Origin of the sequence: Curtobacterium sp. MCBA15_005 (assembly GCF_001864855.1) — a bacterium.
Taxonomy (GTDB): Bacteria; Actinomycetota; Actinomycetes; order Actinomycetales; family Microbacteriaceae; genus Curtobacterium; species Curtobacterium flaccumfaciens.
The window spans coordinates 181,807-193,246 of record NZ_MJGL01000089.1; the positions used below are offsets into that span (position 1 = coordinate 181,807).

At 72.1% G+C, this 11,440-nt stretch carries 11 protein-coding genes; 6 read left to right on the plus strand and 5 right to left on the minus strand.

Annotated elements, in window-relative coordinates; genetic code table 11:
- Positions 1 to 25: 25 nt before the first annotated feature.
- The 6 genes from hemQ to hemL all read left to right on the plus strand — a co-directional run bounded on the left by hemQ (position 26) and on the right by hemL (position 6,291).
- Positions 26 to 793, plus strand: coding sequence for a hydrogen peroxide-dependent heme synthase (hemQ, locus tag BIU89_RS17535; protein ID WP_254791701.1), 768 nt, complete (start codon positions 26 to 28; stop codon positions 791 to 793).
- Positions 790 to 2,022 carry a ferrochelatase gene (locus BIU89_RS17540; RefSeq protein WP_027467028.1) on the plus strand — a complete coding sequence of 411 codons (1,233 nt, stop codon included), beginning with the start codon at positions 790 to 792 and terminating at the stop codon, positions 2,020 to 2,022. Before hemQ ends, BIU89_RS17540 begins: the two co-directional genes overlap by 4 nt.
- Positions 2,019 to 3,071: a hydroxymethylbilane synthase gene (gene hemC / locus BIU89_RS17545; protein ID WP_083404466.1), complete on the plus strand. Its 1,053-nt coding sequence runs from the start codon at positions 2,019 to 2,021 to the stop codon at positions 3,069 to 3,071. The genes BIU89_RS17540 and hemC overlap by 4 nt, the downstream gene beginning before the upstream one ends.
- 258 nt (positions 3,072 to 3,329) lie before the next feature.
- Positions 3,330 to 3,911 (plus strand): uroporphyrinogen-III synthase, encoded by a 582-nt coding sequence (locus tag BIU89_RS17550; RefSeq protein WP_301580941.1) that lies wholly within the window; start codon positions 3,330 to 3,332, stop codon positions 3,909 to 3,911.
- Entirely contained in the window at positions 3,908 to 4,963 is a 1,056-nt protein-coding gene (gene hemB / locus BIU89_RS17555; protein ID WP_269780227.1) for a porphobilinogen synthase, read from the plus strand. Before BIU89_RS17550 ends, hemB begins: the two co-directional genes overlap by 4 nt.
- A complete protein-coding gene (hemL, locus tag BIU89_RS17560; RefSeq protein ID WP_027467030.1) occupies positions 4,960 to 6,291 on the plus strand; it encodes a glutamate-1-semialdehyde 2,1-aminomutase in 1,332 nt (443 codons plus the stop codon). Before hemB ends, hemL begins: the two co-directional genes overlap by 4 nt.
- Positions 6,292 to 6,339: 48 nt before the next feature.
- On the opposite strand, the gene BIU89_RS17565 is transcribed toward hemL, so the two are convergent.
- The 5 genes from BIU89_RS17565 to BIU89_RS17585 form a co-directional block, all read right to left on the minus strand.
- Positions 6,340 to 7,017, minus strand: a complete 678-nt coding sequence (locus BIU89_RS17565; RefSeq protein WP_071248885.1) for a hypothetical protein — start codon at positions 7,015 to 7,017, stop codon at positions 6,340 to 6,342.
- 100 nt (positions 7,018 to 7,117) lie between these two features.
- Positions 7,118 to 7,915 carry an ABC transporter ATP-binding protein gene (locus tag BIU89_RS17570; RefSeq protein ID WP_071248888.1) on the minus strand — a complete coding sequence of 266 codons (798 nt, stop codon included), beginning with the start codon at positions 7,913 to 7,915 and terminating at the stop codon, positions 7,118 to 7,120.
- Complete coding sequence (locus tag BIU89_RS17575; protein ID WP_071248891.1) at positions 7,912 to 9,228, minus strand: hypothetical protein; 1,317 nt, start codon at positions 9,226 to 9,228, stop codon at positions 7,912 to 7,914. Before BIU89_RS17575 ends, BIU89_RS17570 begins: the two co-directional genes overlap by 4 nt.
- Positions 9,229 to 9,231: 3 nt before the next feature.
- Positions 9,232 to 9,900 carry a GntR family transcriptional regulator gene (locus BIU89_RS17580; RefSeq protein ID WP_071248894.1) on the minus strand — a complete coding sequence of 223 codons (669 nt, stop codon included), beginning with the start codon at positions 9,898 to 9,900 and terminating at the stop codon, positions 9,232 to 9,234.
- A 92-nt stretch (positions 9,901 to 9,992) separates the two neighbouring features.
- Positions 9,993 to 10,970 carry an MDR family oxidoreductase gene (locus BIU89_RS17585; RefSeq protein ID WP_071248895.1) on the minus strand — a complete coding sequence of 326 codons (978 nt, stop codon included), beginning with the start codon at positions 10,968 to 10,970 and terminating at the stop codon, positions 9,993 to 9,995.
- Positions 10,971 to 11,440: the final 470 nt, after the last annotated feature.

Below are 11,440 nucleotides of genomic sequence, written 5' to 3' on the forward strand. Positions count from 1 at the left end.
TGGCAACCGATAGGACAATGGATCCATGAGCTCCGACGCGCCCACGAACACCGGGCCCGTGCCCGCGCACGACCACCCACACACGGAACCCGCCGAGACCGGTCACCCGGACTCCGGGATCGACCCGAACCTGCTGACGGCCTACGCCCTCTGGGCAGTGTTCCGCCGGCCCCTCGGTCCGGTCCACCGCGTCGGCGACGACGCCGTGGCCGAACTCGACACCGTGATCGCCAGCGCCGCCGAGCGTGGGGTCACGACCCGTGGCTTCTACGACGTCTCGGCCTTCCGTGCCGACGCCGACGTCATGGTCTGGCTGCACGGCGACGACGCGCAGGCCATCCAGGCCGTGCTGCGCGAGATCCGTCGCACCGGCTTGTTCCAGGACGCCGAGCCGGTCTGGCACGTGATGGCCATGCACCGCGAGGCCGAGTTCAACAAGCGGCACACCCCCGCGTTCCTGCGCGGCAAGGACCCCGAGGCGTGGATCACGGTGTACCCGTTCGTCCGCTCCTACGAGTGGTACCTGCTGCCGGAAGAGGAGCGCTCGAAGATGCTCCGCGACCACGGCATCGCCGGCGCGAAGTACCGCCGCGTGCTCACGAACACCATCGCGACCTTCGCCCTGAGCGACTACGAGTGGATCCTGCCGCTCGAGAGCCCGGACCTCGTCGACCTGGTCGACCTGATGCGCGATCTCCGCTACACCGAAGCGCGCATGCACGTGCGCGAAGAGGTCCCCTTCTTCACGGGTCGTCGCGTGACGACCGCCGAACTCCCGGAGGTGCTGTCATGACCGACACCAGCATGATCACGAACGGCCAGGTCCTCGCCGCCACCCCCGCGGCGGCGTCCGGTCCCGAGCACGTCGAGACCCCGACCGCCTACGACGCGATCCTGCTCGCCGGTTTCGGTGGCCCCGAGGGCCAGGACGACGTCATCCCCTTCCTGCGCAACGTCACCCGCGGCCGCGGGATCCCGGACGAGCGTCTCGAAGAGGTGGCGCACCACTACCGCCACTTCGGCGGCGTGAGCCCGATCAACGCGCAGAACCGTGCGCTCAAGGCCGCGCTCGAGGCCGAGCTGGCGTCGCGCGGCATCGACATGCCGGTCCTCTGGGGCAACCGCAACTGGGAGCCCTACCTGGAAGAAGCCTTCACCGAGGCGGCGGACAAGGGCTACACGAAGCTCGTCGCCATCGCCACGAGCGCGTACTCGTCGTTCTCGAGCTGCCGGCAGTACCGCGAGGACTACGCCCGCGTGCTCAACGAGACCGGTCTGATCGACACCATCCAGATCGACAAGATCCGTCAGTTCTTCGACCACCCGGGCTTCGTCCGCCCGTTCATCGACGGCGTCCGTGACGGCATGGCCCGCGCGATCGCCGAGAACGAGGGCCTCGACGTCGCGACCGAGCTGCAGGTGCTCTTCTCGACGCACTCCATCCCCTCGACCGACGCCGCCCGCTCGGGCCCCGACTACCGTGGGTTCGACGAGCACGGCGCGTACGAGGCGCAGCACCTGGCCGTCGGCGAGGTCGTCCTCGACCAGGCCTGGGCCGAGCTCCTCGAGCAGCCCGAGCACGCCCACCTGCAGGGCACGTCGAAGCCCGCCTGGAAGCTCGTCTACCAGTCGCGCTCCGGCCCCCCGACGCAGCCGTGGCTCGAGCCCGACATCAACGACTACATGAACGAGGACCTCAAGGGCGGCCCGACGCGTGCCGTGCTGATCGTCCCGCTCGGCTTCGTCAGCGACCACATGGAGGTCATGTGGGACCTCGACGAGGAAGCCACCGAGACCGCCGGTGAGCTCGGCTTCTGGTCGCTCCGCACGCAGACCCCCGGCATCGACCCGGCCTACGTGTCCGGTCTCGTCGACCTGGTGCTCGAGCGGGTCAACGGCACGCCCAAGGCCGAGCGCCCGCACATGACCGACATCGGCCCCTGGTACGACGTGTGCCGTCCGGGGTGCTGCGAGAACGTGCGAGCGGGGTTCAAGCCCGCCGCCGCGGGCGTCGCTCCGTGACCGACACGACCGTGAACGACCCCAGCGCCACCGAGCCCGACGGCCCGACCCCGATCCGGCTCGGCACCCGTGCCAGCCGGCTCGCGGTCGCGCAGTCGCAGGACGTCGCCGACCGCCTGGCGAAGGCGGCCGGTCGGCCCGTCGAACTCGTCACCGTCACGAGCGAGGGCGACACGAACCGTGCCTCCCTGGCGTCGCTCGGCGGCACGGGTGTCTTCGCCAGCGCCCTGCGTGAAGCGCTCGTCGCGGGCGAGGTCGACGTGCTCGTGCACTCGCTCAAGGACCTGCCGACCGCGCCGTACCCGGGCCTGACGATCGGTGCCGTGCCGAAGCGTGCGGACGCCCGTGACGTCCTCGTCGCCCGGAACGGCGCCACCGTCGACACCCTGCCCGAGGGCGCGAAGGTCGGCACGGGTTCGCCTCGCCGTGCCGCGCAGCTCCGTGCGCAGCGCCCCGACCTCGACGTGGTCGACATCCGCGGCAACATCGACACCCGCCTCGGCCGGGTGGACGACGACCTCGACGCGGTGGTGCTCGCCGCCGCCGGCCTCGGGCGCATCGACCGCCTGTCGGCCGCCACGGAACTGCTCGACCTCGGCTTCTGGCCGAGTGCTCCCGGACAGGGCGCGCTCGCGGTGGAGATCCGCTCGGACGAGACCGACCGTGGGCTGCTCGCCGCACTCCGCAAGATCGAGCACGCGCCCACCCGCCTGACGGTGACGGCCGAGCGCGAGGTCCTCGCCAAGCTCGAGGCCGGCTGCTCCGCCCCGATCGGTGCGACGGCCGTCGTGGACGCCGAACTGCTGCTCGTGTCCGCGACCGTCTACCGCCCCGACGGCACCGAGTACCGCACCGCGTCGCACGCGGCCGTGCTCGACGGGTCGGCGCAGGAGCGTCTCGACGAGGCGCTCGCAGTCGGCGGCCGCGTGGCGACCGAGCTGCTCGAGAACGGCGCTGCCGACCTCGCCGACCTGGCGACCACCGTCGCCGAGGACACCACGGACGGGCCGTACACCGCGGGTCCCGGCCTCGCGACGCCGGCCGAGTAGGCGGTCACCACGGAACCCTCCACCACCGCGACGGACGAGGCGCGACCCCCGGTCGTCCTCGTCCCGCGTGGCGGTGCGTGGGGGGACCGGGTCGCCGAAGCAGCGCGGGCCCGTGGGCTCGCGCCCGTCGTCGTCCCCCTCATCACGGACGTTCCGCCGTCCGACCCCTCCGCACTCGACGCTGCGGTCCGCCGCCTGGTCGCCTCCGGTGCGGTCGGGAGGCCCGGATCGCCCGTTGCTGTCGGTAACCGAACCCCTGTGGCTGGTTACGCATGGGTGGTGGTGACCAGTGCGACGGCCGTGACGGTCCTGTCGGAACGCGTGGCGGGCCTCCCGGCCGGGGTGCGCGTCGCTGCGGTCGGCGAGCCGACCGCCCGTGCCGCGCGCGCTGCGGGCTGGGTCGTCGACCTGGTGCCGACCGAGACGTCCGCCGCCGGCCTGGTGCAGGAGTTGCCGGACACCGACGGCACCGTGCTGTTCCCCCGCTCCGAGATCGCCGCACCCACGCTCGTCGACGGCCTCCGTGCCCGCGGCATCGACGTGGACGACGTGGTCGCGTACCGTACCGTGGGGACCGGCGACGAGCCGATCACCCTCGAGACGACGCCCGCTGCGGTGCTCGTGACGAGCGGCAGCGTCGCCCGCGAGATCGCCCGCCGGATGACGCCGCTCGACCCCCGCACCATCGTGGCCTGCATCGGCCCCGGGACCGCGACCGACGCCCGTGCGGCCGGACTGCCCGTGCACGCGGTCGGAGGCACCAGGTCCGCAGAAGCCCTGCTCGACGCCGTCGTCGAGGCACTGAACCCAACCACCCCCCACCAGGAAGGTCACCCGTGACTGGACGCTTCCCCCAGGTCCGCCCCCGTCGGCTCCGCGCCACCCCCGCGATGCGACGACTCGTGGCCGAGACCCGGCTCCACCCGGCCGAGCTCGTGCTGCCGATGTTCATCCGCGAAGGCGCGACCGACGCCGTGGACATCTCGAGCATGCCGGGGGTGCAGCAGCACTCCCTCGACTCGTTCCGCCGCGCGCTGGTCGACGCCGCGTCGGTCGGTGTGGGTGGCGTGAACCTGTTCGGCGTCCCGACCACGAAGGACGCCACCGGCTCCGGCGCGACCGACCCCGACGGCATCCTCAACGTGGCCATCCGGGTGGCCAAGGAAGAGGTGGGGGATGCCCTCGTGGTGCAGTCCGACCTGTGCCTCGACGAGTTCACCGACCACGGACACTGCGGTGTGCTGGCAGCCGACGGCTCCGTCGACAACGACGCCACCCTGCTGCGCTACCGCGACATGGCGGTCGCGCAGGCCGAAGCCGGTGCCGAGCTCGTCTGCATGAGCGGCATGATGGACGGCCAGATTGCCGCCGCACGTGACGCCCTCGACGGCGCCGGACACAGCGGGACCGCGCTGCTCGCCTACGCCGCCAAGTACGCCTCGGCGTTCTACGGGCCCTTCCGCGAGGCCGTGTCGTCGTCGCTCGTCGGCGACCGCCGGACGTACCAGATCGACGCCGCGAACGGTCGGCAGGGGCTCCGCGAGGTCGAGCTCGACGTCGACGAGGGCGCCGACATCGTGATGGTGAAGCCCGCGATGAGCTACCTCGACGTGCTCGCCGAGACCGCTGCGACCTCGCCGGTCCCGGTCTGGGCGTACCAGATCTCCGGCGAGTACGCGATGATCACCGCAGCAGCGCAGAACGGGTGGATCGACCGCGACGCCGCCGCGATGGAGTCGCTCGTCGGCATCAAGCGCGCCGGTGCCGACGCGATCCTGACCTACTTCGCCGTCGACATCGCGCGGAAGCTCAACGAGGAAGCGGGCCTCCGCACCTCGGGCAGCACCGCGGACGTCGCCGGCATCGCCTCGACCGGGAAGGCCCCCGAATGACCACGAACGACCAGCTGTTCGGCCGTGCCAAGAACGCGATCCCGGGTGGTGTGAACTCCCCGGTCCGCGCCTACGGGTCGGTCGGTGGCACCCCGCGGTTCCTGGTGTCCGCGAAGGGCGCCTACGTCACCGACGCCGAGGGTCGCGAGTACGTCGACCTCGTCGCGTCGTGGGGCCCCGCGATCCTCGGGCACGCCCACCCCGGCACGGTCGAGGCGGTGCAGCAGGCCGCCGCGCGCGGGCTGTCGTTCGGGGCGTCGACCCCCGGTGAGACCGAGCTTGCCGAACTGGTGAAGCAGCGGGTGTCGGTGGACGGCGACGGCCCCATCGAGAAGCTCCGGATGGTGTCGACCGGCACCGAGGCCACGATGACGGCGATCCGGCTGGCCCGCGGCTACACCGGTCGCGACCTGCTCGTGAAGTTCGCCGGGCATTACCACGGGCACTCGGACTCCCTGCTGGCCGAGGCCGGCTCGGGCGTCGCGACCCTGGCCATGCCGGGCAGTGCGGGCATCACCGCCGAGACCGCGGCGCAGACCCTCGTACTGCCGTACAACGACCTCGACGCCGTCCGCCGGGCCTTCGACGAGCACTCCGAGCGCATCGCCGCCGTCATCGTCGAGTCCGCCGCCGCGAACATGGGCGTCCTGGCACCGGAGCGCGGCTTCAACCGTGCCCTGGCGCAGATCACCCGGTCGCACGGGGCCCTGCTCATCGTCGACGAGGTCCTGACCGGGTTCCGCGTCGGTGCTGCCGGCTGGTGGGGCCTCGAGGCGTCGAAGGTCGTGCCGGACGGTGCCGGGTGGAAGCCCGACCTCATCACGTTCGGCAAGGTCATCGGCGGTGGCATGCCCCTCGCCGCACTCGGCGGTCGGCGTGAGGTCATGGACTTCCTCGCCCCACTCGGTCCGGTGTACCAGGCGGGAACCCTGTCGGGGAACCCGTTGGCCGTCGCCGCCGGCATCGCCACGCTGCGGGCCGCGACGCCGTCCGTGTACGAGTCGCTGAACCGCACGGCTGCGGTCATCTCCGCGGCCACGTCGGACGCCCTGTCGGCCGAGGGCGTCGCCCACACCGTGCAGCGCGCCGGCAACCTGTTCTCGTTCGCGTTCACCGAGCAGGCACCGCGGAACTACGACGACGTGCGGGCGCAGGACGTGTTCCGCTACGCGCCGTTCTTCCACGCGATGCTCGACGCCGGGGTGACCCTGCCACCGAGCGTCTTCGAGGCGTGGTTCGTCACGGCCGCACACGACGACCGCGCGGTCGGACGGATCCTCGACGCCCTGCCCGCGGCCGCGAGGGCTGCTGCCGCCGCGACCGCGTGACGGGCGCGGAGGCTGCTGCCGCCGCGACCGCGTGACGGGCGTCGGGGCTCAGGAGCAGTCGGCCTTCGTGAAGGTCGTGTCGACGGTCTTCGACGAGCCCTCGAACTTGTAGGTGTACCGCATGTCGACGTCCTCGTCGAGCAGCTTCTTCGTCTCGCTGTTCGAGCAGAGGTTCGGCCCGACGGCGTCGCGGATGGCCCCCTCGGTGATCGAGGCCGGGTCGACGTTCGACGACACCGTGTAGTCGTAGTGGATCGCGGCGCCCTCGGCCTCGATCCCGGTCCACGTCGTGACGGAGTCGACCTGCTTGGGCAGGTCGCTCTGCTCGCGGATCTGCTCGACGGCCTTCGAGACCTTCTCCTCCGTGGAGTCGCTGAAGGCCGCGTTGAGGCCCTGGCGGACGAGGAACGCCACCACCACGGCCACGACGACGCCGAGCACCGAGATCAGGACGCGCTTGCCGCGGGACGACGACTTGGGCGGGGGTGCGTAGGGAGCGGCTCCGGCCGGGGCCTGGTAGGGCTGGCCGGCGGGCTGCTGCTGCTGGTACGGCTGGCCGACGGGCGGCTGCTGCTGCTGCTGCGCGTAGGGCTGGCCGGCGGGCTGCTGCTGGGGCTGGCCGGCGGGCTGCTGCGGGTACTGCTGGCCGGTCGGCTGGCCCGTGTTCGGCTGCCCGTCGTTCGGCTGCGGCTCGGACCCCGGGTAGGGCGGCGGCGTGTTCGTCATGGTTCCCCCTGGTGACGGTCCGCGGCGTGACACCGTGGTGCGGTGCCGGGGTCCCTCCCCGACACGGGCCGCGGACACTGAACGGCCATTCAAGCACGCGTCAGGCGGATCGGCGTGCCGCCCAGCGCCCTTCCGACCGCAGGATCGCGAGCGGGAAGTCGAACGCGTGCGACACCGCCGACGACGTGATGACCTCGTCCGAGGTGCCCTGGGCAACGACGGCGCCGTCACGGAGCAGCATCGCGTGCGACGTCGAGGCCGGCAGGTCCTCCAGGTGGTGGGTCACCATGACGCTCCCCAGCTCGGGGTGCCGGTGCCGCAGCGCGTCGACGGTCTCGAGCAGGTGCTCCCGTGCGGCGACGTCGAGGCCGGTCGCCGGCTCGTCGAGCAGCAGCAGCTGGGGTTCGGACATCAGAGCGCGGGCGATGAGGGCGCGTCCCCGCTCACCCTGCGACAGCACCGGCCAGCGGGCGTCCCGTCGTGCGCTGAGCCCGACGTCGGCGATGTGCTGCTCGGCCAGCGCGACCTGCTCGGCCGAGGGCTCCCACCGCATCATGAGGTCCGTCGTGCCGGTCAGCCCGGTCAGCACCGTCTCGAGCACCGCGAGCGGCGACAGCATCCGGTGCCGGGGGTCGACGTGGCCGATGTGCTCCCGGAGTTCGCGGACGTCGACGCGTCCGAGGCGGCGGCCCAGGACCTCGACCGTGCCGGCGGTGGGGTGTCCGGTCGCGCCGAGGACGGCGAGCAGCGTGGACTTCCCGGCACCGTTCGGTCCGAGCAGCGCCCAGTGCTCCCCGCGCCGGACGGTCAGGTCGACGTCGTGCAGCAGGTCGCGGCCGGAGCGCGTGACGCGGACCCCGGTGGCGTGGATCAGGACGTCGTCGTGCGCGTCGGTCATGACCCCATCGTGCCCCACCGCGCCGTGACGTCGTCCACGTGCGCCCGTGCGACGTCGACGAAGAGCTCGGCGGCCGTCCGGGCGGCCACCGGTTCACCGCTGCCCGCAGCGGCGTCGAGGGCGGACCAGAGCGCTCCGGCGTCCCACTGCCGGAACGCGGGGGCCTCGGGCAGCGCGTACACGAGCCGGCCGATCGCGAGGCGCAGGGCTCCTCGTTCCCACCGGTTGCCGGAGCGCTCGGCGAAGAACCGGCTGACGGCGAAGGCGCTGTCCGTGTAGCGGTGGTCTCGGACCTCGCCGTCGGTACGGGCACGCTCGACGAGGTCGTGGAACTCCTCGAGCGCCTCACCGTCGAGCGCCGGGAGCAGTCGGCGAGCAGCTGCGGTGAACAGTCCGGCGAGCAGCTCCATCGCGTCCCGCCACGCCGTGAGCGACGGTTCGGCGATCCGCACCAGCCCGTGGTCGTCCTCGACCAGGGCGAGGTCGGCGAGGCTCCTCAGGGCGTCGGTGACCCTGGCCGGGGGCGAGCCGGTCCGCGTGACCAGGCTCCGGAACGCGTGCGTCGAGCCGACGGGGAGGGCACCGGTGCGGATGTCCCGCAGGAGCGACCGCTCCGTAGCCGACCGACGGTGCCCGGTGGCGGATGCGGCGAGGCCGGAGGATCGCGGGATCCCGGCGTTTCGGCGTTGCACCTCGAAGAGCGCGGAGAGCTCGTCGACCGCCGTGTCCACGTCGTCGGTCCCACGGCCCGCGGCGACACGCTCGACCGCGGCCAGCCACGGGTCGAGCTGCGGGACGGTCCAGGGTTGGTTCGGGAACCTCGCCCACCGGAGCCGTTCGAACGCCTGGACGCCCAACGATCGGACGAGGCCGTTCGGGCAGTGCTCGAACCAGAACTGGGCCGTGGTCGCGAACGCCGCGCGGTACTCGGGCTGCCGGAGTGCCGCGAGCGATCGTGTGCGGGCGACGGCGGTGCCGAGGCGCTGCAGGAGGTCGTCCGCCAGCACCGGCAGGGTCGCCCGCATCGCCGGACCCATCAGGGCGACCCAGAGGTCGTACCCGTCCGAGATGTCCTCGTCGGAGAGTCCGTCGTACTCCCAGGACCCGTCGCTCCGGAGCGTGAACAGCCCGAGGTCCTGCAGGCGGACGGCCGCGGCACGCAGTCGTGCTCGAGGCGCCGCCTGCGTGACGGCGAGGTGGTCGACGTCGACCACGACGGCATCCCCCGGACCGGATCGGACGTGGGCGAGCAAGGCGGCGTAGGCGTCGTCGTTCACCGACGCCCACGGGTCACCCCACTCGCCGGCGGCCACGGGTCAGCCGCGGTCGGCGCGGACCGCCTCGATGTGCTGTTCGAAGTTGCGGGTGAGGGCTCGTCCGGCCTCGGCAGCGCCTTCGCCGTCGCGCTCGGTGAGCGCTTCACGCAGGATCGAGAAGAACGCCTCGGACCCGTACTGCTCGAACGCCGGCGTGGGGTTGAGCGTGAAGCGGACCCGCTCCATGGCGCCGACGGCCGCGTTCTGCACCAGGGGGTTCCCGGAGTGCTCGACGGCGAACTCGATGATCTCGGTGAGGGCACCGCTGAAGCCGTAGTCCCGCACCTTGCGCATGCGGTCGGCCTTGTCGAGCAGCACGGTGAGGGCTTCGACGTCCTCGTCGCTGTACTCGGGGACGCCCCAGCGCAGGCTGAGCTCGAAGAACCCGGCGGTCGCGCGGGTCGCGATGACCCAGTCCTCGAAGGTCGGGGTGGCGACACGGGTGTACCGGTTCGCCTCCATCTCGACCAGGCCGATGTCGACGAGCTTCGCGATCGCCTCGCGGATCGGGGTGCGACTCACACCCAGCCATTGGACCAGCTCGTCGTCGTTCAGGCGCTCGCCGTGCTGCAGCGTGCCATCGCGCAGGGCCGCGAGCATCTTGTCGTAGACGACGTCGCGCAGGAGCTTCCGGGGAGAGCTCTCCACGGTGGACTTGGGGACCGGCATGTCATCTCCTCGAGGACGAAATCGACACTCGAAATCCTAGCGTGCCAATATGCAAACGTTTGCTAAATCAACCGCTCGGGAAACATCCCGGATCAGCCCGCCACGGCGACGACCGTCCGGCCGTGCACCCGGCCTGCGACGACCTCGGCCCCCACCTCGATGGCCTGCTCGGGCGTGACCGTGCGGGTGACGTCAGCCAGGAGCGCCGCGTCGAGGTCGGTCGCGAGCCGGTCCCACGCTCGACGTCGGAGCTCGAGCGGGGCATCGACGGAGTTGATCCCGAGCAGCGAAACCGACCGCAGGATGAACGGCAGCACGGTCGTCGGCAGCACTGAGTCCTGCGCCAGCCCGCACGCGGTCACCGCACCGCCCCACCGGGTCGATGCCAGGACGTTCGCCAGCGTGGCCCCGCCGACGCTGTCCACCGCTCCGGCCCAGGTGGCACGCTGCATCGGCTTGCCCGGCTCGGACAGGGTGCCGCGGTCGACCACCTCGGTGGCCCCGAGTCGGCGGAGCGAGTCCGTGTTGGCTGCGCGACCGGTCGACGCCGTGACCCGGTACCCGCGCGCCGCGAGGAGCGCGATCGCCACGGTGCCGACCCCGCCGGATGCCCCGGTCACCAGCACCGGCCCGTCGTCCGGCGCGACGAAGCGCTCCAACGCCAGCACACTGAGCATCGCCGTGAACCCCGCGGTGCCGATGGCCGCCGCGAACGAGTCGTCGATCGCCTCGGGCAGTACGACGAGCGACCCGGACGGCACCACGGCCTGCGTTGCCCAGCCCCCGTGCCGGGTCTCACCCAGGCCAGCGCCGTTCAACACCACCCGGTCACCGATCGCGACCTCGTGCACGCCCGGCCCGAGCCCCGACACCGTGCCGACGACGTCGATCCCCGGCACGAGTGGATCGAGCCGGGCGACACCGGGGTTCCGTGCGAGGGCCAGGCCGTCCTTGTAGTTGACGCTCGAGTACGTGACGTCGACGAGGGCCTCGCCCTCGGCCGGATCCGGCAGGTCGACGTCGGTGACGGTGGGCGGGGCTGTACTGGACACGAGGACGGCGCGGGTCATGCGCCGGACGCTACGCCGGGCCTCCCGGCGGCCTGCCCGTTCTTTCCCAGAACGCGTGCGATGCCTGGTGGATTCGGGCGTACCGGGGCGGAACATCCGACCGGGTACGCCCGATTCGACCCGGTACGCCCGATCTGACCCGGCGCAGGGTCGGCGGGCGCCTCGGCCTGTCCATTCTTTCCCAGAACGCGTGCGATGCCTGGTGGATTCGGGCGTACCGGGGCGGAACATCCGACCAGGTACGCCCGATTCGACCAGGTACGCCCGATCTGACCCGGTGCAGAGTCGGCGCGCCCAGCAACCTGTCCGTTCTTTCCCAGAACGCGTGCGATGCCTGGTGGATTCGGGCGTACCGGGTCAGAACATCCGACCAGGTACGCCCGATTCGACCAGGTGCGCCCGAAACCGCCCAGCCCAGCCCAGCCCAGCCCCGCCCCGACCCCAGCCCAGCCCCGCCCCGACCCCAGCCC

What these genes read in the sequence shown, in the direction of transcription:
- hemQ (WP_254791701.1), top strand. Translation starts at nt 26, where the DNA reads ATGAGCTCCGACGCGCCCACGAACACCGGGCCCGTGCCCGCGCACGAC.
- BIU89_RS17540 (WP_027467028.1), top strand. Translation starts at nt 790, where the DNA reads ATGACCGACACCAGCATGATCACGAACGGCCAGGTCCTCGCCGCCACC.
- hemL (WP_027467030.1), top strand. Translation starts at nt 4,960, where the DNA reads ATGACCACGAACGACCAGCTGTTCGGCCGTGCCAAGAACGCGATCCCG.
- BIU89_RS17565 (WP_071248885.1), bottom strand. Translation starts at nt 7,017, where the DNA reads ATGACGAACACGCCGCCGCCCTACCCGGGGTCCGAGCCGCAGCCGAAC.
- BIU89_RS17570 (WP_071248888.1), bottom strand. Translation starts at nt 7,915, where the DNA reads ATGACCGACGCGCACGACGACGTCCTGATCCACGCCACCGGGGTCCGC.
- BIU89_RS17580 (WP_071248894.1), bottom strand. Translation starts at nt 9,900, where the DNA reads ATGCCGGTCCCCAAGTCCACCGTGGAGAGCTCTCCCCGGAAGCTCCTG.
- BIU89_RS17585 (WP_071248895.1), bottom strand. Translation starts at nt 10,970, where the DNA reads ATGACCCGCGCCGTCCTCGTGTCCAGTACAGCCCCGCCCACCGTCACC.